At 70.6% G+C, this 26,634-nt stretch carries 19 protein-coding genes and 1 pseudogene; 15 read left to right on the top strand and 5 right to left on the bottom strand.

Annotated features, from left to right (window positions below; genetic code table 11):
• Positions 1-5 precede the first annotated feature (5 nt).
• The 3 genes from D9V36_RS12530 to D9V36_RS12520 all read left to right on the top strand — a co-directional run bounded on the left by D9V36_RS12530 (position 6) and on the right by D9V36_RS12520 (position 2,713).
• A complete protein-coding gene (locus tag D9V36_RS12530) occupies positions 6-914 on the top strand; it encodes an ADP-ribosylglycohydrolase family protein (protein ID WP_129293840.1) in 909 nt (302 codons plus the stop codon).
• A gap of 380 nt (positions 915-1,294) precedes the next feature.
• Positions 1,295-1,996, top strand: a complete 702-nt coding sequence (locus D9V36_RS12525; protein WP_129293839.1) for a ribonuclease HII — start codon at positions 1,295-1,297, stop codon at positions 1,994-1,996.
• A 66-nt stretch (positions 1,997-2,062) separates the two neighbouring features.
• A complete protein-coding gene (locus D9V36_RS12520; RefSeq protein WP_129293838.1) occupies positions 2,063-2,713 on the top strand; it encodes a hypothetical protein in 651 nt (216 codons plus the stop codon).
• Positions 2,714-2,977: 264 nt separating this feature from the next.
• Here D9V36_RS12520 and D9V36_RS12515 read toward each other — a convergent pair.
• Together D9V36_RS12515 and D9V36_RS12510 are read right to left on the bottom strand one after the other, a co-directional pair.
• Positions 2,978-3,687, bottom strand: a pseudogene (locus D9V36_RS12515) (hypothetical protein).
• A 224-nt stretch (positions 3,688-3,911) separates the two neighbouring features.
• Positions 3,912-6,077: a RecQ family ATP-dependent DNA helicase gene (locus D9V36_RS12510; RefSeq protein WP_129293837.1), complete on the bottom strand. Its 2,166-nt coding sequence runs from the start codon at positions 6,075-6,077 to the stop codon at positions 3,912-3,914.
• 125 nt (positions 6,078-6,202) lie between these two features.
• Here D9V36_RS12510 and D9V36_RS12505 point away from each other — a divergent pair, with 125 nt between their 5' ends.
• The 6 genes from D9V36_RS12505 (at position 6,203) to D9V36_RS12480 (ending at position 15,709) form a co-directional block, all read left to right on the top strand.
• Entirely contained in the window at positions 6,203-7,924 is a 1,722-nt protein-coding gene (locus D9V36_RS12505; RefSeq protein WP_206739655.1) for a DUF4192 domain-containing protein, read from the top strand.
• Positions 7,925-8,138: 214 nt separating this feature from the next.
• On the top strand, positions 8,139-10,142 hold the full coding sequence (locus tag D9V36_RS12500) for a glycogen debranching N-terminal domain-containing protein (RefSeq protein WP_129293836.1): 2,004 nt from the start codon (positions 8,139-8,141) through the stop codon (positions 10,140-10,142).
• Between the two features lie 49 nt (positions 10,143-10,191).
• A complete protein-coding gene (locus D9V36_RS12495) occupies positions 10,192-10,956 on the top strand; it encodes an NUDIX hydrolase (RefSeq protein WP_206739654.1) in 765 nt (254 codons plus the stop codon).
• 847 nt (positions 10,957-11,803) lie between these two features.
• Positions 11,804-12,805, top strand: a complete 1,002-nt coding sequence (locus tag D9V36_RS12490) for a FadR/GntR family transcriptional regulator (protein WP_129293834.1) — start codon at positions 11,804-11,806, stop codon at positions 12,803-12,805.
• Between the two features lie 397 nt (positions 12,806-13,202).
• A complete protein-coding gene (locus D9V36_RS12485; RefSeq protein WP_129293833.1) occupies positions 13,203-14,762 on the top strand; it encodes an RNA polymerase sigma factor in 1,560 nt (519 codons plus the stop codon).
• 137 nt (positions 14,763-14,899) lie between these two features.
• On the top strand, positions 14,900-15,709 hold the full coding sequence (locus D9V36_RS12480; protein WP_129293832.1) for a serine protease: 810 nt from the start codon (positions 14,900-14,902) through the stop codon (positions 15,707-15,709).
• Between the two features lie 124 nt (positions 15,710-15,833).
• On the opposite strand, the gene D9V36_RS12475 is transcribed toward D9V36_RS12480, so the two are convergent.
• The gene (locus D9V36_RS12475) at positions 15,834-16,064 is read right to left on the bottom strand and encodes a DUF7455 domain-containing protein (RefSeq protein WP_003981845.1); all 231 of its coding nucleotides are present in this window, start codon (positions 16,062-16,064) and stop codon (positions 15,834-15,836) included.
• Between the two features lie 445 nt (positions 16,065-16,509).
• On the opposite strand from D9V36_RS12475, the gene D9V36_RS12470 reads away from it, so the two are divergent.
• From D9V36_RS12470 to D9V36_RS12445, 6 genes are all read left to right on the top strand, one after another.
• Complete coding sequence (locus D9V36_RS12470) at positions 16,510-18,630, top strand: DNA gyrase/topoisomerase IV subunit B (protein ID WP_129293831.1); 2,121 nt, start codon at positions 16,510-16,512, stop codon at positions 18,628-18,630.
• 157 nt (positions 18,631-18,787) lie between these two features.
• Positions 18,788-19,276 carry a DUF1453 family protein gene (locus tag D9V36_RS12465; RefSeq protein WP_129293830.1) on the top strand — a complete coding sequence of 163 codons (489 nt, stop codon included), beginning with the start codon at positions 18,788-18,790 and terminating at the stop codon, positions 19,274-19,276.
• 30 nt (positions 19,277-19,306) lie between these two features.
• Positions 19,307-20,473, top strand: a complete 1,167-nt coding sequence (locus D9V36_RS12460) for a sensor histidine kinase (RefSeq protein WP_129293829.1) — start codon at positions 19,307-19,309, stop codon at positions 20,471-20,473.
• Positions 20,470-21,156, top strand: a complete 687-nt coding sequence (locus D9V36_RS12455) for a response regulator transcription factor (protein ID WP_129293828.1) — start codon at positions 20,470-20,472, stop codon at positions 21,154-21,156. The genes D9V36_RS12460 and D9V36_RS12455 overlap by 4 nt, the downstream gene beginning before the upstream one ends.
• Before the next feature lie 95 nt (positions 21,157-21,251).
• The gene (locus D9V36_RS12450) at positions 21,252-21,758 is read left to right on the top strand and encodes a DUF485 domain-containing protein (RefSeq protein ID WP_129293827.1); all 507 of its coding nucleotides are present in this window, start codon (positions 21,252-21,254) and stop codon (positions 21,756-21,758) included.
• Positions 21,755-23,359 (top strand): solute symporter family protein, encoded by a 1,605-nt coding sequence (locus D9V36_RS12445; protein WP_129293826.1) that lies wholly within the window; start codon positions 21,755-21,757, stop codon positions 23,357-23,359. The genes D9V36_RS12450 and D9V36_RS12445 overlap by 4 nt, the downstream gene beginning before the upstream one ends.
• Positions 23,360-23,518: 159 nt before the next feature.
• On the opposite strand, the gene D9V36_RS12440 is transcribed toward D9V36_RS12445, so the two are convergent.
• Together D9V36_RS12440 and D9V36_RS12435 are read right to left on the bottom strand one after the other, a co-directional pair.
• Positions 23,519-24,193 carry a DUF7342 family protein gene (locus D9V36_RS12440; protein ID WP_129293825.1) on the bottom strand — a complete coding sequence of 225 codons (675 nt, stop codon included), beginning with the start codon at positions 24,191-24,193 and terminating at the stop codon, positions 23,519-23,521.
• Positions 24,190-25,845 carry an ATP-binding protein gene (locus tag D9V36_RS12435; protein ID WP_129293824.1) on the bottom strand — a complete coding sequence of 552 codons (1,656 nt, stop codon included), beginning with the start codon at positions 25,843-25,845 and terminating at the stop codon, positions 24,190-24,192. The genes D9V36_RS12440 and D9V36_RS12435 overlap by 4 nt, the downstream gene beginning before the upstream one ends.
• Positions 25,846-26,634: the final 789 nt, after the last annotated feature.

Below are 26,634 nucleotides of genomic sequence, written 5' to 3'. Positions count from 1 at the left end.
CAGCGATGAACCCCGACCACCGTGACGCAGACCGCTGTGCGCGAGCTCTGGCGAGCTTGCGCGGCCTCTCCGTGGGTGATGCGCTCGGATCCCAGTTCTTCGTCCCCGCTCATTACCCCTCGCTCAAGCGCCGCACGCTGCCCCCTTCTCCCTGGCAGTGGACCGACGACACCGAGATGGCCTGTTCCGTCCTGGCCGTGCTCACCGCCCATGGCCGGGTCGACCAGGACGCCCTCGCGCGCTCCTTCGCCGACCACCATGACTTCGACCGTGGCTACGGTCCGGCCGTCAACCGCATGCTGCGGCTGATTCGTGAGGGCGGCGACTGGCGTGAGCTGGCGTCGGAACTCTTCAACGGCCAGGGCTCGTGGGGCAACGGAGCGGCCATGCGCATCGCTCCCCTCGGCGCCTGGTACGCCGACGACCCCGAGCAGGCCACCCACCAGGCGGAGATCTCCGCCTACACCACCCACCAGCACCGTGAGGCCGTCGTCGGCGCCATGGCCGTCGCCGCCGCTGCCGCCTTGGTGGCCGACCCGAGCCGTGACACCGGTCCCGAACAACTGCTGGACGGTGTGCTGGAGCTGATCCCGCGCAGCGCCGTACAGGCCGGGCTGCGCCGTGCCAGGGACATGCTCGACTACGCCGACTCCGGCACCGTTGCCGCCGTCCTGGGCTGCGGGCGGCGCACCAGTGCCCACGACACCGTGCCGTTCACCCTCTGGGCCGCCGCCCGGCATCTGGGCGACTATGAGCGGGCGTTTTGGACCACCGCTCAGGCTGGCGGCGATGTGGACACCACCTGCGCCATCGTCGGTGGCATCGTTGCCGCCGGCCGCGACGGCAACCCGCCCGAGGCGTGGCTGGACGGCACCGAGCCGCTCCCGTCCTGGACACCCGTCCTAGCCGACTGATCGCCTCGCTCCGTCCCGCCGTCGGCCGCCCGCCTCGCTGCGGCTCGTCCGCTGCCTGCCCCGGCCCGCCGTGCCCCGTCCGCAGCCCGCTCCGCCCCGACTCGCCGTGACCCGCCCGCGCCGTCCGCTGCCCGCTTGGCGACGCCCCCAACAGGCGCTGCCGGGCGGCCACTTCGGCCCGAGCGGGACCGCACGGGCCGAGAGGACGGCGGCGTCCCGTGGCGGCCGCGTCCCGCCCCGGCCTGGTGGCGTATACCCCTCGGTAGCGGAACCGAAGGGTCCCGTTCGCCTGCTGCTCACGCCGTCGCCCGCACCGTTTGCGACCAGGTGGGGATCCGGTGCGGACGGCTCGGCCGAATAGGCGTAACCTTGCTGGCGCCATGCCGTACGAGCCCCCCACCCATTCCGTCGAGCGATCATTGCGCGCCACGACGGGCGCCAAGATCGTTGCAGGTGTCGACGAGGTCGGGCGCGGAGCGTGGGCCGGTCCGGTCAGCGTCTGCGCAGCCGTCACCGGTCTGCGCCGGCCACCCGACGGACTCACCGATTCCAAGCTGCTGACACCCAAGCGCCGCACCGAACTGTGCGAGGTGCTCGGCGACTGGGTCACGTCGTACGCCCTGGGGCACTCCTCGCCGGAGGAGATCGACGCACTGGGCATGACCGCGGCCCTGCGGCTCGCGGCCGTCCGCGCCCTGGAGGCGCTGCCGGTCCGGCCGGACGCGGTCATTCTCGACGGCAAGCACGACTACCTGGGCGCGCCCTGGCGGGTCCGCACGGTCATCAAGGGCGACCAGTCCTGTATCGCGGTCGCCGCCGCGTCCGTGATCGCCAAGGTGCGACGCGACGCGATGATGGCCGAACTCGGCCTGACGTACGCGGACTTCGACTTCGCCGCCAACGCAGGCTACCCCTCGCCGACCCATCGCATTGCCCTGGAGGAGTACGGTCCTACGCCGCACCACCGAGTGTCGTGGTCCTACATGGATGCCCTGCCCCGCTGGCGGCATCTGAAGAAGGTGCGCATCACCGCCGAAGCGTCCGCTCTGGAAGCCGGTGGCCAACTCGGCTTCGATTTCTGAGCGGTACGCACATCAATTCGGTACCCGATGACGTGTTCCGCACTTACGTTTGATAGACATCCCTTTATGCCTCTCATCCCCGAGGAGCCTCAGATTCACGAGAGTGTCCCGGGTCCCCGCGCAACTCCGGCCGCCGGCCGCACCGCGCCGACCCCCCGCCCTGTTCCTGGTCCCGGTCCCCGCCCCGCGCCGCCGCGCGGCGCTCCCGCGGCCAGTGTCCGTCCGGGCAAGCCCGGACCTGCTGCCCCGCCGCGTGGGCCTGTCGCCGCTCCGCCGGCGCAGCGCACCAGCTCCCCGCAGCCGCCCGTCGGCAAGACCGGCACCGCCGCGGGACCACAGCTCCAGCTGATCCCGGCACCTGCCGCCGGCGCTGTCGACGCCGCCGACGAGGCCGTCGACCTGCTGCTGGACTCCGGTCGTGCGCCGGGCGAGATCCTGGTGCTGACCACCGGCGAAACGCACCCGTGGGCCGCGCATGAGCTGTCCTTCGGCGAAGCGTCCTACTGGGCCCAACACGACGCCGCGGACGATGTGTTCTACGCGGACGCCGGGGCCGTGCGTGCCACCGGCCGGCCCGTCGTGATCGTCGCCGTCAACGGCGGTGCGGACGAGGTCACCGCGCAGGCACTGCCCGCGGCGATGGCCCGTGCCGGAACGCTGCTGATCGTCTGCGGTGACCCGCAGCGGATCAACACTGTTCTCGGTGCCCCTGCCTAACCGTTGCCGGTTCGCAACAGCCCGTCGGCCCCGGAGGCCGTCGGGCTTGCTTGCGCTCCCGTCGAGCGAGGTCCGGACGAGGTCCGGATGCCCGGCCCTTCGGTGGGGGAGGAGCGCGGCTCTACCGGTCGAGGCGGTCCGTCCGTCTGCTGGGATCGGCGCGCCGCGCGGGCGAGCCCCGCGGAGTGAGCCGGGGTGCCCGGTGGGTGCGCTGCTTCCGCCACCTGACGGAAGCCGGACGCCGGCGTATGTCCGCTGGTCCGCTCAGCGTGCTGCCGTGTGCCGCTGGGCTTCCGGCGCGCCGCCTCCCGTGCGCCGCGCCATAGGCCGGCCGCGGGCAACGGGAAGATCCGCGGCCGTGGGCGGCGTATCGGGAGGCGCCGTCGTGCGACGGTTCTCCCGGGATCCGGCCGTTGTGCGGCGTGATTCCGTGACCGGCTCGTTCAGGGACGACGCCCTGGGCGGCGCCCGCCCCGGCCCTCCCCCAGCACCTGCCAGCGGTCCGGCGTCAACGTGATGTACGCCCCGCAGCGGAGCCCGTGCAGGGTGCAGGCGTCACGCAGCCCCCACATCCACGCCCCGTCCGTCTCCGTCCAAAGAGGCTCGCCCTCACGGCAGTAGAGCAGCACGGCGGTCCGGACCGGGGCGCGCAGCCGCAGGTCGTGCGGGATGACCCGGCGCAGATGCGCCAGCAGAACATTGCGGAACTCCCAGCCGTCGGGAGCGGCCGTGAGCTCCGTGAAGGAGGCGCTGGCCGTCACCCGCTCATGGGTGTCGAGCACCGCGACAATGGCCGTCGACGGTACCGGTCGATGACGGTCGTGCAGGCCGGTGACGACCTCACGGGGACTGCGCAGCAACGGGATACCGGCCGAGGCCCATTCGGCGGGTTCCAGCATCCGGCCCAGTCGGGCGGCGGATTCGGCGGACGGAGGCGCGGACACCTGCAGGGGCGGGGCGAAGCCGAAGGACACGTTCCTCCCATCGTCTACGCGTCCGCATCTCGGGCGGTGGCCGCGCGCGGCTACGCACCACGGCATGGCCCTGCCTGGCCACGGACGGCCGGTACGGGGAAGCAACTCCAATTCTTGCCGCCGCACCGGCCTGCGGCAACGAGCAATTCCCGCCCACGATCGGAATCGCCCGGGGAGGGGCAAATATCCCTGCCCGTCCCTACGTCCGGCAATACCGTCAGCTCCTAGCCCTGCACGGCCAGGACTAGCGGAAACACCTCCGCTGCTCCCGCGCGGCGCAGCAGCCGGGCGGCAACGGCCAGGGTCCAGCCGGTATCGGCGTAGTCGTCCACCAGCAGTACGGGGCCGGCGGCCGAGGCCAGCGCTTGCGCCAGCTCCGGCGGAACGCCCAGTGAACCGTGCAGCGCCCGCAGCCGCTGGGCACTGTTGCTGCGCGGAATCCTGCCGTCGACACCGTCGTCCACCGAGGTCACCGTACCCAGGAACGGCATGCGGCCGACCGTGGCGATCCGCTCGGCCAGGGACCAGATCAGCTGCGGGCGGCTTCGCGAGGAGAGCGAGACGACGCCCACCGGGCGGGCCGGGGCATCGGCCGCCCCCGAGGCCCAACCACCGGGCCCCTTGGCCCAGTCGGCGAGCACGGTGACCACCGCGGCCGAAACATCGTCGGGCACCGGAACGTCCGGCGCCTGTGCCGCGAGCATCGGCCGGAGGCGGTTGCCCCACCCGATGTCGGAGAGGCGGCCCAGGGCCCGGCCGGGCGCCGCCAGCTCACCTGCCGGGATACGCCCCTTGAGATCGACACCGACGGCCGGCAGCCCCGTCGGCCACATCCGCCGCGGCTCCACCTCCACCCCGGGCCGCCCCAGCTCACCGCGCGCCGCATCCAGCGACGCGGCGGACACCTCGGCGGTGAACCGTGCCCCCGCGCAGTTGTCGCAGCGGCCGCACGGCACGGCCGCCTCGTCGTCCAACTGCCGCCGCAGGAACTCCATCCGGCAGCCCGTCGTGGTGGCGTACTCCCGCATGGCCTGTTGTTCGGCCTCGCGCTGGCGGGACACCCACGCATAGCGCTCGGCGTCGTACGACCACGGCCGGCCGGTGGAGGTCCAGCCGCCCTTGACGCGCTGCACGGCGCCGTCCACATCGAGCACCTTGAGCATGATCTCCAGGCGCGAGCGGCGCAGTTCGACCTGTGGTTCCAGAGCCGGCAGCGACACCGGCCGGCCGGCGGCCGCCAGGACGTCCAGGGTCCGCCGCACCTGCTCCTCGGGCGGAAAGGCCAGCGAGGCAAAGTACTTCCAGATGGCCTCGTCCTCCCGCCCGGGCAGCAGCAGCACCTCGGCGCGCTTGACCCCACGCCCTGCCCGGCCCATCTGCTGGTAGTAGGCGATGGGGGACGACGGCGAGCCCATGTGCACCACGAAACCCAGGTCGGGCTTGTCGAAGCCCATGCCCAGCGCTGAGGTCGCCACCAGAGCCTTGACGCGGTTGGCGAGCAGATCGTCCTCGGCCTGCTGGCGGTCGGCGTTCTCCGTCTTGCCGGTGTACGAGGAGACCGTGTGCCCCCGCTGGCGCAGGAAGGCCGTGACCTCTTCGGCGGCGGCAACGGTGAGCGTGTAGATGATTCCCGAGCCCGGCAGCTCGTGCAGATGATCGGCGAGCCAGGCGAGCCGGTGCGCGGCATCCGGCAGCGGGAGGACCCCCAGGCTCAGGCTTTCCCGGTCCAGCGGCCCGCGCAGCACCAGCGCCTCGGTGGAGCCCTCGCCCGTGCCGAGCTGTTCGGCGACATCGGCGGTCACCCGCGCGTTGGCCGTGGCGGTGGTGGCGAGCACGGGCACGCCGGGCGGGAGATCGGCGAGCATGGTGCGCAGCCGCCGGTAGTCCGGCCGGAAATCGTGGCCCCAGTCGGAGATGCAGTGCGCTTCGTCGACCACCAGCAGACCGGTGGCCGCGGCGAGCTTGGGCAGCACCTGATCGCGGAAGTCGGGGTTGTTGAGCCGCTCCGGGCTGACCAGCAGGACGTCCACGTCGCCCGCCGCCACCTCGGCCTGGACGGTGTCCCACTCCTCGGTGTTGGCGGAGTTGATCGTGCGGGCACGGATTCCCGCCCGTGCGGCTGCCTCGACCTGATTGCGCATCAGCGCGAGCAGCGGGGAGACGATCACGGTCGGTCCGCTGCCGCGCTCGCGCAGCAGCGCCGTCGCGACGAAGTAGACCGCGGACTTGCCCCAGCCCGTGCGCTGGACGACCAGCGCACGACGATGGTCGGCGACCAGCGCCTCGATGGCTCGCCACTGATCCTCGCGCAGCCTGGCCTCGCCGCCGGGATCCCCGACGAGGCGGGTCAGGACGGCGTCGGCTGCGGCACGCAGATCTTCGTTGCTCATGCCCCCATGCAACCTGATGCCACTGACAACGCGCGAACGCCCGCCCGAAGCTGTGGATAACCTCGCCGCCCGAGAGTTATCCACAGGGGTCGCGGCGCAGCGGCCGGCCGCGGGATCTTCGAGCCATGAATCCGCACAGCGAACCGAGCAAGCGCACCGGCGACAGCGACATCCACGCGAACCCCGCGGCCGCCGACCCCGCCGACCCCGCCGACCCCGCCGCCCCGAACCCCTCGAACTCTCCTCGCCCTCCCCGCGCGCCGGAGCCACAGGCCCCCGCCGATCCGCCCGGCGCACCCGCAACATCCGGCCCCACGGCGCCCACCGACCCGGTCGACCCCACCGAAACCGCTCTCCCGCCGGCTTCCGCGGAAACCACCAGCCCTTGCAGCCCCTCCGCCCCCCTCACCCCTCCCGACCCCATCGTCGTCTCGGCCCCGTCCCACCGCACCGACTCCACGGCCCCGTCCCACCGCACCGACTCCACGGCCCCGTCCAGCCCGTCCCGTCCCTCCCACTCCTCCACCCCTTCCGACGCACCCAAGACTCCGTCTCCCGATGCCCAGGTCACCCTGCGCGGCCCGGCCGAGCTCGCCGACGCCTTGCCGTATCTGATGGGCTTCTATCCGGACGACAGCGTCGTCATGGTCGCGCTGAACGGCGAACGCGGACGCTTCGGCGGCCGGGTCAGGATCGGCATCCCGACCGATACCGCGCAGTGGCCGGATGTCGCCGACCAGCTTGCCGAGTGCCTGATCTCCGCAGGCCAGGAGCGTGACGCCCGTCCTGCGGCGATCATCGTCTACCTCTGCCAGGAGCCGGCGGCGGGGGAGAGCGGCAAGGACGTCAAAGACCGTCTCCGCCCACTCGCCCAGCGGCTGCGCACCGCCTGCGGCACCCTCGACGTACCGGTTCTCGAAGCCCTGTGCCTCTCCAGCGGCCGGTTCTGGTCCTACTGCTGCCCCGACTTCCGGTGCTGCCCTGCGGACGGCACGCCCATGGTCATGCCGGGCACGTCCGTGATGGCCGCGGCCGCCGCCTACGCGGGAATGCAGGTCCGCGGCTCCCTCAAGGAGATGGAGGCGAGGCTCACGCCCCGTACCGGGCCGCGGGCCATGGAACAGGAGAAAGCGCTGGACGTGGCCGCCGGCGCGCTGGTTCCGCGCATGCTCCGGCCGGACGGTGCAGCGGCCGTCCGCAGGGACACCCTCGACCTGGCCGGTGCCATGATCCACCGCTTCCGCCAGGACACCCCCTCGGGAAGCAACCGGGCCAGGGACGCCTGTGACGACGCGCTGATCACGGATGCCGAGGCCGCCGATCTCATCCTCGGCCTCCAGGACCGCGTGACCCGCGACCGGGCAGCGGAGTGGATGGACGGCTCCGCCGCCGCGCCGGCCCTTCGGCTCTGGCGTGCCCTCGCCCGCCGCTGCGCCGGCGGCTATGTCGAACACGCGGTGGCACCGCTCACCCTCGCCGGCTGGGTCTGCTGGTCCACCGAGGACGGGCCCTCGGCGCGCGTCGCCCTCAGCTGCGCTTTGGCCCTCGACCCCGACTACACCTTCGCCCAGCTGCTGCACCGTGCCATCAACGAAGGGCTCGATCCGGAGCCACTGCGCCGCTGCCTGCGTGAGCAGCACGGGGAAGCGGTGAGTGCGGCCGCACCCGCCGCCCCGGCGCCCGCCGCCAGGAAGACGCCACAGTCCGCGAAGCGCCCCGGGCCGAGCCGTCCCGGACCGGGCGGACGCCCCCGCGGACCGCGCGGCGGTACGGGCCCCGGCACCCGTACGACCGACGGGCGCGGCAGGCGCCGGGCCGGCCGGGACGGCGACCGGAGCCGGCGGTGACCGTGCCGTCGTGGCCCGGCCGGCGTGACCTGTGCGCCGGCCGGGCCGTTCACCCGAGTGGAGCAACCCGTACAAGCCCCGACCTCATCAGGGAGCGCACCACGTGCCAGGTACCGTCCCCGCTACCCCGCCGGCCCACCGGCTCCCCGGAGAGCGGCGCCCGCCGTCGCCCCGGGCTCCGCGGCCCCAGCCCGTCCACTCCTCGCTCGTCTGTGTGGCCCTCCCGGCTCTCGCCGTGTCCCCGGCGTCGGGGCAGCTGACCGGCCGCGGCATGGACGGCTTCTACCGCGACGGCCGACGGGTTCTGTCCCGCTGCGAGCTGCGGGTCGCGGGCGACGAACCGATCGTCGTCCAAGGGCGGTTGACCGGCGCCGGCCGGGCTCGGTTCATCGGGACGATCCGCAGCGCCGGAGAGCGGGGGCCGGATCCCGAGATCCGCGTGGAGCGGCTGCGATCCGCCGACGGCACCGAGCAGATCACCTTCCGCAGCAGTGCCACCCGGCCCGTCCGGCTGGCGGTCGAGATCCGGCTGGGCACGGACCTCGCGGAGCTCGGAGCGATCGCCATCGGCCTCCCGGGCCCCGAACTGCGGGCCACTGTCCACGGCGCCGGACTCCGCTGGTCCGCGACCGGTGTGCACGCGGTGGCGTCCGCGACGCCCTCGCCCGAGGACGCGCTCGCCTCGGCCGGCCTGCTGCGCTGGGCACTCGACCTGCCGCCCGGCGGCCACCGCAGTATCGAACTGCGCGCCTCGCTGGAGTACGAGCCGGGCAGACCGGGCGCAGCCTTGGACGACCACAGGCGTGCCGCCGACGCTCGCATCCCCGCGCCCCGCACGGGGGCGGTCGCCCGGCGAACGCGCAGCGACCGGCCGCCGCGCCCTTGGACGGCGGCCCGGCTGGAGTGCGACGACCGCAGGGCCGACGCGCTCATGGCGAGCAGCCTCGACGATCTCCACGGCCTGGTGATGCGGGACCCGGTCGCCGCCACGGACAGCTATGTCGCCGGCGGATTCCCCTGGCGTTGCGGCCTGGCACCGGTCGAAGCGCTCTGGGCCGCCCGGATGCTGCTGCCCCTGGGCACAAGGCTCGCCGCGGGCACGCTGCGCGCGCTCGCCCGTCGCCAACAAGCCGCCCCAGGAGCGGATTTCGGCCGAATCCCCGGCGCTCTGCGGGACGCCGGGCCGCACTCCCCACCGAGCTGCACCGGCATCGAGGCAACCCTTCTGTTCCCCGCCGTTCTCGCGGAGGCGTGCCGCTGGGGCCTGCCCCCGCAGGAGACGGAGCGGCTGCTGCCCGCCGCGGAGCGTTGCCTGACGTGGCTGAGGAGGATCGCCGACCCACCGGGCGGGGGCCGCAGTGGCTACGTCCCCGATCCCGTGCCCGGCGGGCCGTACCGCTGCGAGACCCAGGCCCATGCCCATCGCGCCGCTCTCCTGGGCGCCGATCTCCTCGATGCCTCCCGGCCATCCGACGCGGCGGCCCTGCGGGACTGGGCAGCCGACCTGCGCACCCGCTTCCGCAGGGACTTCTGGCTGGAGGATCCGGCCGGCGGCCGCCCCGCCGCCCTCCTGACCGCAGACGGCCGACCCGTCCCGCACCTCGGTTCCACCACGGCCCACCTCCTCGACACCGGACTGCTCGGTGGCGGGACGTCGGCCCCCGGCCTGCTGGACGCGGCACAGACCGACCAGCTGGCCGGACTGCTGGCCGGCCCGGCCATGGACTCGGGATGGGGCCTGCGCGGGCTGAGTGCCAAGGAGAGCGGCTACAACCCTTTCGGCCACCGCACCGGCGCGGTCCGTGTCCACGAGACGGCAGTCGCCGCCGCCGGCCTGGCCGCCGCCGGACACGAGCAGGCAGCCGGCAGCCTGATCAAAGGGGTGCTCGATGCCGCGGAGAGCTTCGGGTACCGCCTCCCCGAGATGTACGCGGGCGAGCAGCGCACCGCGGGCGGCGCCCCCGTACCGCATCCGGCGGCCTGTCGTCCCGCTGCCGTGGCGGCAGCCGGTGCGGTCCACATACTCGTCGCGCTCGCCGGCCTGCGCCCGGACGTCCCCGCCCGAACGGTGTCCGTGCGGCCGCTCGGGACCGCCCCGCTCGGCGCGATACAGCTCACCGGTCTGTGTGTCGCCGAGCAGCCCTTCGACGTGCGGATCAGCAGACTCGGCATGGGGATGGTGGAGACGGCGGCGGAAGGCCTGCAACTGGGGTCGTGACGTGCTCCGGGGCCTGTTTATCGTCAAGCGGACGACTATGATCACGCCCATGCCTCCCTACGACCCGTCGGCCTTCCCGCCCTTCGCCGTCACCGTCGATCTGGTCGTGCTCACCGTGCGCCGCCACGCCCTATGCGCGCTGGCCGTGCGCCGCGGCGAGCCGCCGTTCCAGGGCCGCTGGGCCCTGCCCGGCGGATTCGTCCGGGGCGACGAGGACCTCGAGGCCGCGGCCGCCCGGGAGCTCGCCGAGGAGACCGGTCTGCACGCCCAGTCCCCGGCCGGTCCGTCCCCCGTCTACGGTGCGCACCTCGAACAGCTCGCCACCTACGGCGACCCCAAACGGGACCCCCGGATGCGGGTCGTCAGTGTCGCGCACCTGGTACTCGCCCCCGACCTCCCCGCGCCCACGGCCGGCGGCGACGCCCACAGCGCGCGCTGGGCGCCCGTGGAGACTCTGCTCGAACAGGACGACGCCCTCGCCCGCGAGGGCGAGCTTGCGGCCCCGCTGGCCTTCGACCACGCCCGGATCCTCGCCGACGGCGTGGAGCGCGCCCGCTCGAAGATCGAATACTCCTCGCTCGCCACCGCCTTCTGCCCGCCGGAGTTCACCGTGGGGGAGCTGCGCCGGGTGTATGAGGCGGTCTGGGCCGTCGCCCTGGACCCCCGCAATTTCCACCGCAAGGTGACCGGCACCCCTGGATTCCTGGTGCCCACAGGCGGTACGACGACGCGTCAGGGCGGCCGCCCCGCACAGTTGTTCCGTGCCGGTGGGGCGACGCTGCTCAATCCGCCGATGCTGCGCCCCGAGGTCTGAGCCCGGGCAGTGTTCACGGCACCGCGGGGCTGAAGTTCACCCGCAGTGACACGATGAGTCGCCACCATTGCGCAATTGCGGGACAATAGGACATATGGCGGTACTGTGGCCGGGTGAGTCCCTTCGCGCCCCAAGAAGCCCCCGGTCGGCCTCACGTCCCGTCAGCGGCGTGGCGCCTCGCGCCGCCGGGGCGTCCGGTGGACCTCGTGATCCGCATCCGGCCATGGCCGGCGCCCCCGGTCGCGCAGCGACGTCCGCCCGCGGCGCCGTCCCGCTAGCGCCCCGCCGGCCTGGATGGCGGCTGCCCGTCCGGCCTGTGGCTGTCCGCTCGCCGGGGCAACCCGGAGCCTCCTTCGCTCCCTGTCGGCTTCGATGTGGCGTCCGGGGGTTCCGTGATTGCCCTTATGGAGTGCACCGTGTCGAGTGGCCTGTTTTCGCTGCCAGTTGAACGTGGTCGCCGAACGGCTGGATTCAGGCTGGATTATTGACCTTCAATGCATTCCGTTCCATCGCAACGGGGATTGCCGACAGGGGGGGGCATGGCCCTCAACGGAGAGTGCGATCTGCCGGCTGGCGGCCGCGTCAAGCACACCTTCGCAATTGACCAAGACGCACCTGTTCGTGATGCGACTCACGCCCCAACCAGCAGGCAGCGCACCGATGTTGCCGACGACCGGCCTGGTCTGCGGATATGTGCTCGTGGTGCCGTGCGGATTCTCTCGCTGATCGAGTAAGGCATATATTTTGGCGCTCTGTTGTTGCGGCCGCTGTCCACAACTCGCCACGGAGAGCGCATTTCTTTCCGATAAAGCGTCAATTCGGGGATGGGGGGCGATCACCCTTTCGTGTGCTTTTCACCAAAGACCTCAAGGGTGTTCAGGGTGTCGCCGACAAAAGATGCGTGAGTACCCTTGCGCACACCATGATGACCGCGGCTCGCCCCGGCGACACCGGCCTCGCAGGCCCGGGCGAGCTTGACCGCTACCCCTACGCGAACGCCGCCAACGCCGCGAACGCCAACAACGCAGCCGGCCATGACCGTGCCGAGCGCGTTTCGCAGGTCTGGGACGGCTCCGAGGCCGACATCGGCCGGGTCGGCCGTCGCGCCGCCGGCAGCCGCGGCCGCGGCCTGCACGGCCAACTCGTCCAGCAGCTCGGCCAGATGATCGTCTCCGGAGACCTCGGCGCGGACCGCCCGCTCGTCCCCGAGGAGATCGGCCAGCGCTTCGAGGTCTCCCGCACCGTCGTCCGTGAGTCGCTGCGAGTGCTCGAGGCCAAGGGCCTCGTCAGCGCCCGCCCGAACGTGGGCACCCGGGTGCGCCCGGTCAGCGACTGGAACCTCCTCGACCCCGACATCATCGAATGGCGGGCCTACGGACCTCAGCGTGACGACCAGCGCCGTGAGCTCTGCGAGCTGCGCTGGACGATCGAGCCCCTCGCCGCCCGGCTCGCCGCCGGCCACGGCCGTGAGGACGTCCAGCAGCGGCTGGCCGACATGGTCGAGATCATGGGGCACTCCGCGGCCCAGGGCGACACCATGACCTTCGCCCGCGCCGACGCCGAGTTCCACTCGCTGCTGCTGCAGCTCGCCGGCAACCGCATGCTCGAGCACCTCTCGGGCATCGTCTCCGCCGCCCTGCATGTCTCCGGCGGCCCCGGTGGCGGCTGCGAGCGTCCGGTCGAGACCTCCGTGGGGCAGCACATGCGGGTCGTCGACGCCATCGGCTCGGGCGACGCCACGGCGGCCGAATCGGCGATGCGCCAGCTCCTCGCCGCCCATGGCGAGGTCGGCGGCCAGGGCTCCGGGACGCCCGTGGACCACGTCGTCCCCGCGCCCCGCGAGCACTGAAGGCCCGTACCCGGCCGTGTACGGACCGTAGGCGCCGCGCGGCCCCGTGCCCTGCGCGCCCCTCGGGGCAGGGCACGCCGTACGCGGCGAGGCGCAGAGATATCGCCGGATCCGCGTCATGAACCGGATCCGGCGAAAGGCCTTGGGAGGATTGCATGTCATATGACTGGGAATGGGTCGTTATGGGGTGTGACTCGGGCCACGCAGTTTGGGCGTAACGCTCTTCCGGGAAGCGCGATGACTTAAGAGGTGATAGCCGAGGAGGGAATACGAGCGGCGTTCGTGACGCTGTTCAACTCCGCGGTTGCCCCTGCGCCGTCGGTCCATCCCCACCGGCGGTCGTCGGCTCCGATCCACACTGGACGGGGTCGGAAGCCGTTTCCATCGTTCCGAGAGGTTGTTCGTGTCGGCCAGCACATCCCGTACGCTCCCGCCGGAGATCGCCGAGTCCGAGTCTGTGATGGCGCTCATCGAGCGGGGAAAGGCAGATGGGCAGATCGCCGGCGATGACGTGCGTCGGGCCTTCGAGGCTGACCAGATTCCGCCAACCCAGTGGAAGAACGTTCTGCGCAGCCTCAACCAAATCCTCGACGAGGAGGGTGTGACGCTGATGGTCAGTGCCGCAGAGGCGCCCAAGCGCACCCGCAAGAGCGTCGCAGCGAAGAGTCCGGCGAAGCGCACCGCCACCAAGACCGTCGCGGCCAAGGCCGCCACGGTCAAGAAGACCACCGCCGCCGCGGCCACCGCCCCTGTGGCGGACCCGTCGGCCGATGAGTCCGAGTCCGCGCCTGCGAAGAAGGCAGCGGCGAAGAAGGCGACCGCCAAGAAGACGGTCGCGAAGAAGGCCACGGCCAAGAAGGCCACCGCCAAGAAGACCGCGTCCAAGAAGGACGTCGACGAGCTGCTCGACGACGAGGTGACCGAGGAGGCCCCGGCGCCCGGCAAGGGCGAGGCTCCCGAGGTCGCCGAGGGCGCGGAGAACGCCGGTTTCGTCCTGTCCGACGACGACGAGGACGACGCCCCGGCACAGCAGGTCGCCGCGGCCGGCGCCACCGCCGACCCGGTCAAGGACTACCTCAAGCAGATCGGTAAGGTCCCGCTCCTCAACGCCGAGCAGGAAGTGGAGCTCGCCAAGCGCATCGAGGCGGGTCTGTTCGCCGAGGACAAGCTGGCGAACTCCGACAAGCTCGCCCCGAAGCTCAAGCGTGAGCTGGAGATCATCGCCGAGGACGGCCGCCGGGCGAAGAACCACCTCCTGGAGGCCAACCTCCGTCTGGTCGTCTCCCTGGCCAAGCGGTACACGGGCCGCGGCATGCTGTTCCTGGACCTGATCCAGGAGGGCAACCTCGGTCTGATCCGTGCGGTCGAGAAGTTCGACTACACCAAGGGCTACAAGTTCTCGACCTACGCCACGTGGTGGATCCGTCAGGCCATCACCCGCGCCATGGCCGACCAGGCCCGTACGATCCGTATCCCCGTCCACATGGTCGAGGTCATCAACAAGCTCGCGCGCGTCCAGCGCCAGATGCTCCAGGACCTGGGCCGCGAGCCCACCCCGGAGGAGCTGGCCAAGGAACTCGACATGACCCCCGAAAAGGTCATCGAGGTCCAGAAGTACGGTCGTGAGCCGATCTCGCTGCACACCCCGCTGGGCGAGGACGGTGACAGCGAGTTCGGTGACCTCATCGAGGACTCCGAGGCGGTCGTCCCGGCCGACGCGGTGAGCTTCACACTTCTGCAGGAGCAGCTGCACTCGGTTCTGGACACCCTCTCCGAGCGCGAGGCCGGCGTCGTCTCCATGCGCTTCGGCCTCACCGACGGCCAGCCCAAGACGCTGGACGAGATCGGCAAGGTCTACGGCGTCACGCGTGAGCGGATCCGTCAGATCGAATCGAAGACGATGTCGAAGCTGCGTCACCCGTCGCGCTCCCAGGTGCTGCGCGACTACCTCGACTAGTCCGAACGCTCCAAGAGCGCCACGAGCCCGGTCACTCCTTAGCTGGAGGGGCCGGGCTCGTGCTCGTCCGGGGTGCGCCGGGCCGCCGTTTGGGTCACTCTGGGTGTGCGCGCACCGTCCCAGAGTCAGGAGTCCGAATGCGCCCGACCGCACCCGCTGCCCTCGGCGCCCTCGCGCTGGTCCTCGTTCTGCCGGTGTCGGCGACTGCGGACGAGTTGGTGATCGGCGGTAAGCCCGCAGCGCTGTCACAGAGCCCCTGGGCGGTGGCGCTGGCCTCCCATGAGCGCTTCGGGACCCAGCGCTCCGGGCAGTTCTGCGGCGGTGTGCTCGTCGGGCACTCGACGGTGGTGACGGCGGCGCACTGTCTGAGCAAGGAGGTGCTGGGCGTCCCCTGGCGGGAAGTGCGGGACCTGAGGATCGTTGTCGGCCGCGACAAGATCAGCGGTGGCGGCGGCCAGGAACTCAAACCGGCGAAGGTCTGGGTCAACCCGCGCTACGACAGCTACACGAACGACGGCGACATGGCCGTCCTCACGCTGGGCAAGCCGGTTCCGAACCGGCCCATCCCGATGGCGGGACGGCAGGACAGCGCCTACCGGGCCGGCAATGCGGCCACGGTCTACGGCTGGGGGGACACCACGGGCGGCGGCAGCTACGCGTCACGGCTGCGGGCGGCACACGTCAATGTGCTGCCCGATGCGGTCTGTGCGCGGGCGTATCCGGGCAGTGCCGACGGTACGTACAAGGCGCGAACGATGCTGTGCGCGGGGGCGCCGCGCGGCGGCCACGACGCCTGCCAGGGTGACAGCGGCGGGCCGCTGGTCGTGCGCGGACGGCTGGTGGGCCTGGTGTCGTGGGGGACCGGCTGCGGTCGGCCGGGCAGTCCCGGGGTCTATACGCGTGCCTCGGCGATCCTCCCGGCGGTGTCCGCAAACGGGGCCGGCTGACGGGTGCGGGGGGGGGGCGACAGGCCGTGTGTGCGTACGAGTGCGGGCGGTGTCCCCGGTGGTGTCGGGGAACCGCCCGCGATACGGCGCTGGGCCGCTACTCGCTCGTCGTGGATGCGAAGTGTCAGCGTTCCTCATCGGACGCGGACGCCGGAGAAGCGGTCAGCCGCTCCGTCTCGTCCTGTATTTCCGCGGCGATCTTCTTGAGTTCTGGCTCGAACTTGCGACCGTGGTGGGCGCAGAAGAGCAGTTCTCCGCCGGACATCAGGACGACGCGCAGGTATGCCTGGGCGCCGCAGCGGTCGCAGCGGTCAGCGGCCGTCAGCGGGCTCGCGGGTGTCAGAACAGTAGTCACGTCGCCTCTTCTCTAGCTCGACGAGCTGTCGTACCAGGGTCAACATCCAACCAGGCCGAAAACGTTCCCGCTCGTGCCTTTTCCTCGAAAAAATTCTCGGAGGGGGCCGGGTGCTGCCGGGTGGCGGCGAATGAGCCGTATTGCGTGGTGGTCTGATTCACGTTGGTTGTTGGATCTGTGTCCTCCCGGCTGGCTTGCCGGTCGTTGATGAGGACGTGCCCGGAGCCTAAATGGTTCATGCCTCGAAGGGAACGTGATGTGCACGTCACTCGGACGTCACTCCATCGAGGGATCGAACATACGAGCGAAATTCTACTACCATGGGCATGCTTACGGGTGGCGTCACATCGGCTCTACCAGGCCTCGGTACCCTCTGACGGGCGACACCGCCACAACCGAGTCCGCGGAATGCGGGCTGCCAGAAATTCAGCGAGGAGCGAACCGCGTGACCGCCGAGATGTCCGTGCCGTCCACCGCAGTGCTGACCGGGGCAGACCGGGACGGTTCCAACTACACCGCGCGGCATCTGCTCGTCCTCGAGGGGCTCGAGGCCGTCCGGAAGCGCCCCGGTATGTACATCGGCTCGACGGACAGTCGCGGCCTGATGCACTGCCTGTGGGAGATCATCGACAACTCCGTCGACGAGGCGCTGGGCGGCTACTGCGACCACATCGAGGTGATCCTCCACGACGACGGGTCGGTGGAGGTCAGGGACAACGGCCGCGGCATCCCCGTGGACGTCGAGCCCAAGACCGGCCTCAGCGGCGTCGAGGTCGTGATGACCAAGCTGCACGCCGGCGGAAAGTTCGGCGGCGGCTCCTACGCGGCCTCCGGCGGTCTGCACGGCGTCGGCGCCTCGGTCGTCAATGCCCTCTCCGCCCGGCTTGACGTCGAGGTGGACCGCAGCAGCAAGACGCACTCGATCAGCTTCCGTCGCGGCGTCCCCGGCATCTTCACCGAATCAGGCCCCGACGCCCCCTTCGACCCGGGCAACGGCCTACTCAAGGGCAAGCGGATCGCCAAGACGAAGACCGGCACCCGGGTGCGCTACTGGGCCGACCGGCAGATTTTCCTCAAAGACGCCAGGCTCTCCCTGGAGACGCTGCACGCCCGCGCCCGCCAGACGGCGTTCCTCGTACCCGGCCTGACCCTGGTCGTCCGTGACGAACGGGGCATCGACGGCGCCGGCAAGACGGAAGAGACGTTCCGCTACGACGGCGGCATCAGTGAGTTCTGTGAGTACCTCGCACAGGACAAGGCCGTCTGCGACGTCCTCCGGCTGACCGGCCAGGGCAGCTTCAAGGAGACCGTGCCCGTCCTCGACGACCGCGGCCACATGACACCCACCGAGGTCACCCGGGAACTGGGCGTCGACATCGCGCTGCGCTGGGGCACCGGCTATGACGCGACGCTCAAGTCGTTCGTCAACATCATCGCGACGCCCAAGGGCGGCACCCACGTCGCCGGCTTCGAGCGGTCGGTCGCCAAGACGGTCAATGAGGTGCTGCGGTCGAGCAAGCTGCTGCGGGTCGCCGAGGACGACGTCGTCAAGGACGACGCCATGGAAGGCCTCACGGCCGTCGTGACCGTGCGACTCGCGGAGCCGCAGTTCGAGGGCCAGACCAAGGAGGTGCTCGGCACCTCCGCCGCCTCGCGGATCGTCGCCCAGGTGGTGAGCAAGGAACTCAAGGCGTTCCTCACCTCCACCAAGCGGGACGACAAACAGCAGGCGCGCGCCGTCATGGAGAAGATCGTCGCCGCGGCCCGGACGCGCATCGCCGCCCGTCAGCACAAGGAGGCGCAGCGGCGGAAGACGGCGCTGGAGTCCTCCTCGTTGCCGGCCAAGCTCGCGGACTGCCGCAGTGACGACGTCGACCGCAGCGAACTCTTCATCGTCGAGGGCGACTCGGCACTGGGTACCGCAAAGCTGGCCCGGAACTCGGAATTCCAGGCGCTGCTGCCGATCCGCGGCAAGATCCTGAATGTCCAGAAGTCATCGGTTTCGGACATGCTCAAGAATGCCGAGTGCGGCTCCATCATCCAGGTCATAGGGGCCGGATCGGGTCGCACCTTCGACATCGACACCGCCCGCTACGGCAAGGTCATCTTCCTGGCCGACGCGGATGTCGACGGCGCGCACATCCGCTGCCTGCTGCTGACGCTCTTCCAGCGCTACATGCGGCCCATGGTCGAGCAGGGCCGGGTGTTCTCCGCCGTCCCGCCGCTTCACCGGGTCGAGCTGATCAATCCCAAAAAGGGCCAGGAAAAGTACATCTACACCTACTCGGACAACGAGCTGCGCCAGACACTGCTCGAGCTCCAGCGCAAGAAGGTCCGCTACAAGGACAGCATCCAGCGCTACAAGGGCCTGGGTGAGATGGATGCCGACCAGCTCGCCGAAACGACCATGGACCCACGCCACCGCACCCTGCGTCGCATCAACATCAGCGATCTCGAAGCGGCGGAGAAGGCCTTCGACCTCCTGATGGGCAACGAAGTCGCCCCCCGTAAGGAGTTCATCACCAACTCCGCGTCCACTCTGGACCGTTCGCGCATCGACACCTGACCGGACCGCAGCTCCCTACGGGCGCCTCTCCACCCCTGGGTGGAGAGGCGCCCGTGGCATTTCCACCCGGCCCCCACCCTTGCTCCGATCCGGCCGCCGGCACCGCTCCGTAGCGTCGGAAACGTCGAATTCCCCGTCCCACGGAGGGCCTGAGTCCATGAGCGGCTTGCTCAACATCGTTGTGATCACCGCGGCGGTTGCCTGGGTGTTCGTCCGGCAGTTCTCGGCGCGGCGAGTCGCGTCGGAGGGCAAGAAGTGGTTGCTGATTCCGGTCGTCCTGACGGTCCTGGCGGTGCGGCAGCCCGGCCTCCTGGACCCCGGGCACCGCGAGGCGTCCGCCGTCCTGCTCGGCGTGGAGATCCTTATTGGGCTGGCCTGCGGTGTCGGCTGGGCATGGACGACGCGCATCTGGACGGACGCAGACGGTGCGGTCTGGAGCAAAGGAGGCTGGGCGGCGGCCGGTGTGTGGCTGTGCGGAATGGTGCTGCGGATCGGTCTCATGGGCACCGCGGCGGCCGTGGGGGTCCACCAGGGCGGCGGGGCCACCATGCTCTCCGTAGCAGCGATGCTGCTGACCCGTGCCGGCGTCACCACCTGGCGGGCCCAGGCCCTGCGGCAGACGTACCGTGTCCCTGTTGCGGGCTGACGCCCCCGCGCGCCCCGGAAAGGACCGTACGTGCCCCTGAACTACTGGACGAGGTGGCCCCTGCGGGAGTCGCTGTCCCGTGAGGGGGACAGCGGCGCCCGGGTGTGGATCGGTCGAGCGGTGCGTGTCGTGGTGCTCGCCGGCCTGGTGTGGATCACCCTGACGGGGCCGGGCTTCACCGGCTGGGGGCGGGTGGCGGCGTGTGCCGGCATGGCCGTCACCGTCCTGGTTTTCCGCGGCTTCTTCCGCATGACGCTGGCACGCCGTCTGTGGCCGTCCCTCGGGCTGCTCGCGCTACTGGTGGCGGCGGCCTTCGGCTTCGCGTTCGCCGGGGCGCGGGTGCCCGCGATCGTGCTGTGGTGTGTCTGTGCCGTCATCGCCTTGGAGCGGCTTCCGCTGAGCGCCGCGGTACCGTGCGCCGCCGCGGCCCTCGGCGCGTACGCAGTGGTGGGCCATGGCAACTGGATCGCGACCATCGCGACCACGGTGGGTCTGGCGCTGGCGGGCTATGTCGTACGACTTGATGCCGAGGCCCGCGGCAACGCCCAGCGGCTGCTGGCCCAGGAGCGGGCCGCCCGCAGGGCGGAGGCCGAATCGGCGGCGCTCACCGAGCGCGGGCGGATCGCACGCGAGATCCACGACGTCCTCGCCCACAGCCTCAGCGCCCAACTGGTGCACCTGGAGGCGGCGCGGCAGCTGATCCGCCGCAGCACCGACCTCGAGGCGGACCGTGATCAGCTCCTGGACAGGGTGGTCGCGTGCCGGGGGATGGCCCGTGAAGGGCTGGACGGCACCCGTGAGGCGCTTTCCGCGCTACGCGGGGAGGTGATCCCGGTCGAGGACTTTCTGCGCCGCCTGGTGGTCGCTGAGGGCATTCAGCTGGAAGTGGCGGGCGAGGGCCGTGCCTTGTCGGCGGAGGCGGGCCTCGCGGTCCGCAGGGTCGCCCAGGAGGCGCTGACGAACGTACGCAAGCACGCCCCGGGGGCACGGGTGAATGTGCGGCTGGAGTACGGGACGGACGGTGTAGGGCTGGAGGTGCGTGACTTCGGCGGCCGAGGCAAGCCCGGGGAACTCGGGGACAGCGGCTCCGGATACGGTCTGCTCGGGATGCGGGAGCGCGCCGAACTTCTCGGTGGAACGCTGGATTCCGGCCCTGACGAGGAGGGTTTCGTGGTGCGGCTGCGGGTGCCTGTATGACGGCACGCACGGTGACACGGGTGGTGGTCGCCGATGACCAGACGGTGGTGCGCGAGGGAATCGTGATGCTGCTGGGATTGCTGCCGGGCATCGAGGTCGTCGGTTCGGCCGCGGACGGCGCCGACGCCATCCGGCTCGTCGCCGAACTCCGCCCCGATGTCGTGCTGATGGATCTGCGCATGCCGCGCTGTGACGGTGTCGAGGCCACCCGGCGTATCCGTGCCGAGCATCCCGGCACTCAGGTCGTGGTGCTCACCACCTATGCGGACGACGACTCGCTCTTTCCCGCACTGCAGGCCGGCGCCCGTGGCTACCTGACCAAGGACGCGGACGGCGATGAGATCGTCCGCGCCATCGACGGTGTGCTTTCGGGCGAAGCCGGTCTGTCGCCCACGATCCAGCGCAGGCTGCTGGAGCGCGTGGCGGAGCCTGTACGGCCGCTTCCGCAACCGCCGGATGTGCCTCCGGACGGCCTGACCGCCCGCGAGGTGGAGGTGCTGCGGCTGGTCGCCGACGGTCAGTCCAATCCGGAGATCGCCCGGACGCTGCACGTCTCCACAGCGACGGTGAAGACACACATCAACAACCTCTTCGCCAAAGCTGGGCTGCGGGACCGGGCCCAAGCCATCCGCTACGCGTACCGCCACGGCCTGGCACAGCCGCCCGGACAGCCCATCACCTGATGGGGTGAAGGGTTCGGAATGAAGAGTCCCGGATCTTCCTTTCTGTCCAACCTTGGGTCGCACGGACAACAGCCCCGTGCACCAAGGAGAGTTCGGTGGACAAGCAGGACGGCCGCTCGGCCTTTGAATCAGGGGGCGTACGGCTTGACGACCCCTGGTACGACGCTCTCGCCTCCGGGTGGGGCGAGCTGGACGGCGCAGCGGAGGCAGCGGCCGAGTGGGGCGGCGGGCAGACACCCCGGGCGGTACCGGCACCCGAGGACGAGCGGTCCTCGCCGCATGACGAGATCTACCTTGCGGTGCAAAGAAGTGCGGCCTTCCAGGAGGTGCGCCGCCGCTACCGGCGGTTCGTTCTGCCCGGCACTGCGGTCTTTCTGGCCTGGTACCTCGCCTATGTGATCGCAGCGACCGCTGCGCCCGGCCTCATGTCCCATCGTGTCGCCGGCGCCCTGAATGTCGCGATGTTGGTCGGACTCGGTCAGTTTGCCACGACCTTCCTGCTGACCTGGGCGTACGCGCGCCATGCCCGGCTGCGCAGGGACAGTGCGGCGCTCGACATCCGCTGGGAAACCCAGGAGCTCACCGGAGGGAACGTACGGTGACCTACGACCACCAGGCCCTCGCCTGGGTCCTGTTCAGCGTGTTCATCGCCGTCACCCTGGCGATCACCACCTGGGTGAGCCGTCGCAGGCACGGCTCCGCCGAAGAGTTCTACGCGGGTGGGAGGCTTTTCTCACCGATGGAGAACGGTTTCGCCATCGCGGGGGACTATATGTCCGCCGCCTCCTTCCTCGGAATTTCCGGGCTGATCGCCCTTTTCGGTTACGACGGCCTGTTGTACTCGGTCGGCTTCCTCGTCGCCTGGCTCGTCGTCCTCTTCCTCGTTGCCGAACTCGTCCGCAACTGTGGCAGGTTCACCCTCGCCGATGTCGTCGCAGCCCGGATGCGGGAACGCCCCGTCCGTATGGCGGCCGGGGCGGCCTCCGTCACCGTGTCGGTGCTCTACCTGGTGGCGCAGATGGTCGGGGCCGGCAGTCTGGTCGCCCTGCTCCTGGGGGGCACGGGTCAGCAGGCCCGTACCTGGATGGTGATCGGGGTCGGTGCCTTGATGGTGGTGTACGTCGCTTTCGGCGGGATGCGCGCCACGACCTGGATCCAGATCGTCAAGGCCGTGCTCCTCATGGGGGGCGCCATTGCTCTGACCGTCCTGGTACTGCTCCGGTTTCACGGCGACTTCAACGTCCTGCTGAACACCGCCGCCGAACGCAGCGGCCACGGGCGCGACTTCCTCGCACCGGGCCTCAAATACGGTGAGGACTGGATCTCTCGGCTGGACTTCATCAGCCTCGGCATCGCGCTCGTCCTGGGCACAGCCGGGCTGCCGCACATCCTCTCCCGCTTCTACACCGTCCCCACGGCGCGTTCCGCCCGTCGATCCGTCGTCTGGTCCATCGGGCTGATCGGTGGCTTCTACTTGATGACCATCGTGCTTGGGTTTGGTGCTGCGGCGGTACTCGGCAGCGACGCTGTCCGGACGTCCAATACGGCAGGCAACACCGCCGTCCCGCTGCTGGCCCTCGATCTGGGAGGCGGCGCGGGGTCGACCGGCGGCACGGTTCTCTTCGCCGTGGTGGCGGCAGTCGCGTTCGCGACCATCCTGGCCGTGGTCGCCGGCATCACACTCGCCTCGTCGGCTTCCGTCGCGCACGACCTGTATGCCTCGCTACGGCGCCCGCGCGGCACGGCGCAGGATGCCCAGCGAGCCGAGGTGACCGTGGCGCGCATCGCAGCGGTGGCCGTCGGCGCGGTCGCGATCGGCCTTGCCCTGCTGGCCCAGGACCTCAACGTTGCCTTCCTGGTGGGTCTGGCCTTCGCCGTTGCCGCATCGGCCAATCTGCCGGTCCTGCTGTACACGCTCTTCTGGCGCCGCTTCACGACCCGGGGCGCGGTCTGGTCCGTATACGGCGGTCTGCTCCCGTCGATCACCCTGGTCGCTCTCTCACCGGTGGTCTCCGGCAGCCGGGAGTCACTCTTCCCGGGGATGGACTTTGCCTTCTTCCCGCTCGACAACCCCGGTGTCGTATCGATTCCGTTGGGCTTCCTGATGGGGTGGCTGGGAACGGTGCTCTCCCCGGAGGCCGCCGACGAGGCACGGCACGCAGAGACGGAGGTACGGGCGCTGACAGGGGCGGGGGCGGCTTAGGCCTGTCCGACACAGCCCGATACCTCAGGGTCGGGCTGTGCCTTGGCCCTGGGACGGACGGACGGGCGTCGCAGTCGTGTGTCGCGTGGCTGCCGCGCCCTACCCGTGTACACCGGCTTCCCGGTGCCTCTCGGCCCACCGTGGCGTTCATTTTCCTGGCTAGACCCACTCGTAGCGGTGTTCCGGGCGGCCGGTCTCGCCGTACTTGAGTGTGAGGCGCACCCGCCCGGTGCGTTCCAGGAGTTTGAGGTAGCGCTGTGCGGTCTGCCGGCTCAGCCCCGCCTGGAGGGCGACGTCCTGCGCCGACAGCGGGGCACCCGCGGAGCGCAGCACCGTGCGCACGCGGTCGGCGGTGGCGGTGGAGTGTCCCTTCGGCAGCTCGGCGGGACCCGCGTTGGCGGCTCCCAACGCCCCGAAGATCCGATCCACTTCGGACTGTTCGGCCTGCCCGCCACCGGCAAAGGTGCGATGCAGCGCCGCGTATCCCAACAATTTGGAGCGCAGGCCTGCGAAGGTGAAAGGCTTGACGAGGTACTGCAGCGCACCGTGGCGCATCGCGGCCTGTACCGTCGCGATGTCGCGCGCTGCCGTCACCATGATCACATCGGTGACCAGGCCGCGCCGTCGCAGGTCGGTGACCAGTTGGAGTCCTGTTCTGTCGGGGAGGTAGTGGTCCAGAAGGATCAGATCGACGGAGTGGGCCTCAAGGGCGGCAAGGGCCTCAGCGGCCGTGTGCGCGAGGCAACTGACACGGAAGCCCTCGATCTTCGCGACATAGGCAGCGTTGATCTTCGCGACCTGCACATCGTCGTCGACGACCAGTACGTCGATCATCTGGCGGCCTCCGTGGAGCCGTCGGGGAGACGAGCGCCTCCTTCGGACCGTCCGGTGGTGTGAGTGTCCGTGACTGCTTCCTGGAGGGTTGCTATACGCGCCTCGGGAAGCTCTTCGGTCAGTGCGTCGGGGACCGTCACGGTGAACACCGCACCGCCACCGGGGCGTTCGCCCACCTCGACATTGCCTCCGTAGCGCTCGGCGAGACGTCGTACGAGCGCGAGGCCGATGCCGCGCTGCCCGTGGGCCGGCGGTTCCTTCGTCGTCCAGCCCTCGGTAAAGATCTCCCCGCGGCGCTCTTCGGGCACGCCCGGTCCGTTGTCGCTGACGCGCACGATGGCGGTGCGGCCGTCGGCGCGGACCTCCGCTTCCAGTTGCGCGTCACGCTCACCCGACGTGGCGTCCAGTGCGTTGTCGACGAGGTTGCCCAGGACAGTGACCAGGCTGTGCGGGTCGACCAGGCGGTCGGGCAGGTGTGTACGGGGGGAGAGGCGCAGGGAGGCGCCGCGCTCGGTGGCGACCGTGGCTTTGCCGACCAGCAGGGCAGCCAGCAGCGGATCGTGGATGCGTTCGGTGACCTGCTCGGCGGTCGCGTGATGCACACCCACGGCCTGCGTCACGAACTCCACTGCCTCCTCCTGCAGCCCGAGTTCGAGCAGGCCGAGGAGGGTGTGCAGCCGGTTGGCGTGCTCGTGGTCCTGGGCGCGGAGGGCATCGATGAGGCCGCGGGTTCCGTCCAGTTCACGTCCCAGCCTCTCCAGCTCGGTACGGTCGCGCAGGGTGACCACGGCACCGCCGTCATCGGTCGGCATGCGGTTCGCCACCAGGACCCGGTGCCCGCTGACAGTCAGGAGGTCTGCTCCCGAAACACGGCCTGCCAGGACGTCCGTCGTACGACCGGGCGGCAGGACCGCGTCCAAGGGGCGGCCGGTGTCCTCGGCACGGAGATCCAGGAGACGCTGCGCCTCGTCGTTCAGCAGGCGGATGCGGCCGTTCTTGTCGAGGGCGAGGAACCCTTCCCGGATGCCGTGCAGCATAGCCTCCCGCTCGACCAGCAACGCGGAGATGTCGGAGAACGCCAGGTCGTGGGTGCGGCGCTGCAGTCGGCGGGCGACGAGGTAGGCGGCGAGCGCACCCACGGCGAGCGCTCCGCCCGCGTAAGCGAGCAACTGGGGGACGGTGGAGAGCAGCCGTTCCTGCACGCTCTCGTACGCGATGCCGACGGAGACGGCGCCGATGACCTTGCCGTTTTCGTCACGAAGCGGGACCTTGCCCCGCGCGGACCGGCCCAGGGTGCCCTCGTCGATCTGCATCACTTCCTGGCCGGAGAGCGCGATGCTCGGATCGGTAGAGACGTGGCGGCCGATCTCATCGGGGTCGGGATGTGACCAGCGCACCCCCTGCTTGTCCATGATCACCACGTACTCGGCGCCGGTGGCCGCGCGAATCCGCTCCGCCTCGTGCTGTACGGGGCCGTCGCGCGTCGGGCGGGAGGATTCCAGGGCATCGTCAAGGCGAGGCTCGGCCGCGGTGGTCTGTGCGATGGCGAGGGCGCGTCGCATCGCCTGGTCGTCGAGCTGAGCACTGAGCGGGGCAAGGAAGAGGCCAGTCGCCAGGGCTGTGACACCGGCTGCGATGGCCAGCTGCACCATCAGCACCTGGGAGAAAACCCGCCGAGGCCATCCCAGCCGCGGACTCGTCCTGCGCGTTGCGTGCTCGGAAGGGCCCTGGTCGGCCAGGGCCCGATTGTCTGGATCCCCCGGCCGGTGCGGTAGACCGCCAGTCGTGTGCGCGTTGCTGAGTGGCTCGTTGCTGCGGGCGCCGGAGGCCTTCTCGGTGGAAAACGGCGCGTGACCCGAGGGCTCCGCGGCGCTCGGGCGGCGGACCGACGCTTCCTTATCGCCCATACGAACGAACAGTAAGCGTGGAGACGGGGCAGTCGGTAATTCCTGACGGAGCGAATTCGGAGGGTGTCCGAGCGGCGACTCGCGAGGTGCTCCGCCCATCTCGAGCCGCTGAACGTGACGCGCGCTGCCGGGCTGGCTGACGGCGACGACGATGCTGCGACTCACGGCCGCTCCGTCAGCTCGTCGCGCTCGGCCCCTGGCTCAGATCTGTGGCAGAGACTGATTCCAGCGATGTAGACGCAGGTCAGACGCGTTTCAACGAGGCGGGAGGGAGAGGCAGGAGCGGTTATCCACAGGGCTTTCGGTTGCGGATTGCGTGCGCCTAACCTCGCACGGTGAGCAAGGGTGGGCCTTGCGCCGAGGCGCGGGCCGACCAGTCAGTGCGTGATGCGCGATGTGCGTGCGGAAGGGAGCGGCCATGCCGCCGACGGGGGAGGGCAGCCACAGGCCGTGGCGCAAGCAGTGGAGGCGGGAGGGACGTCCGTTCGGTCGGTGGGGCGCGGGCGGAGGGGCCCGGCATGGCTGGTCGGTGCG

Source organism: Streptomyces lydicus (genome assembly GCF_004125265.1).
Classification (GTDB): Bacteria; Actinomycetota; Actinomycetes; order Streptomycetales; family Streptomycetaceae; genus Streptomyces; species Streptomyces lydicus_C.
The sequence above is the reverse complement of the archived record's forward strand: the minus strand, read 5'-3'. Positions and strand labels throughout refer to the sequence as shown.

What these genes read in the sequence shown, in the direction of transcription:
- D9V36_RS12530 (WP_129293840.1), top strand. Translation starts at nt 6, where the DNA reads ATGAACCCCGACCACCGTGACGCAGACCGCTGTGCGCGAGCTCTGGCG.
- D9V36_RS12525 (WP_129293839.1), top strand. Translation starts at nt 1,295, where the DNA reads ATGCCGTACGAGCCCCCCACCCATTCCGTCGAGCGATCATTGCGCGCC.
- D9V36_RS12520 (WP_129293838.1), top strand. Translation starts at nt 2,063, where the DNA reads ATGCCTCTCATCCCCGAGGAGCCTCAGATTCACGAGAGTGTCCCGGGT.
- D9V36_RS12510 (WP_129293837.1), bottom strand. Translation starts at nt 6,077, where the DNA reads ATGAGCAACGAAGATCTGCGTGCCGCAGCCGACGCCGTCCTGACCCGC.
- D9V36_RS12505 (WP_206739655.1), top strand. Translation starts at nt 6,203, where the DNA reads ATGAATCCGCACAGCGAACCGAGCAAGCGCACCGGCGACAGCGACATC.
- D9V36_RS12495 (WP_206739654.1), top strand. Translation starts at nt 10,192, where the DNA reads ATGCCTCCCTACGACCCGTCGGCCTTCCCGCCCTTCGCCGTCACCGTC.
- D9V36_RS12480 (WP_129293832.1), top strand. Translation starts at nt 14,900, where the DNA reads ATGCGCCCGACCGCACCCGCTGCCCTCGGCGCCCTCGCGCTGGTCCTC.
- D9V36_RS12465 (WP_129293830.1), top strand. Translation starts at nt 18,788, where the DNA reads ATGAGCGGCTTGCTCAACATCGTTGTGATCACCGCGGCGGTTGCCTGG.
- D9V36_RS12455 (WP_129293828.1), top strand. Translation starts at nt 20,470, where the DNA reads ATGACGGCACGCACGGTGACACGGGTGGTGGTCGCCGATGACCAGACG.
- D9V36_RS12440 (WP_129293825.1), bottom strand. Translation starts at nt 24,193, where the DNA reads ATGATCGACGTACTGGTCGTCGACGACGATGTGCAGGTCGCGAAGATC.
- D9V36_RS12435 (WP_129293824.1), bottom strand. Translation starts at nt 25,845, where the DNA reads ATGGTGCAGCTGGCCATCGCAGCCGGTGTCACAGCCCTGGCGACTGGC.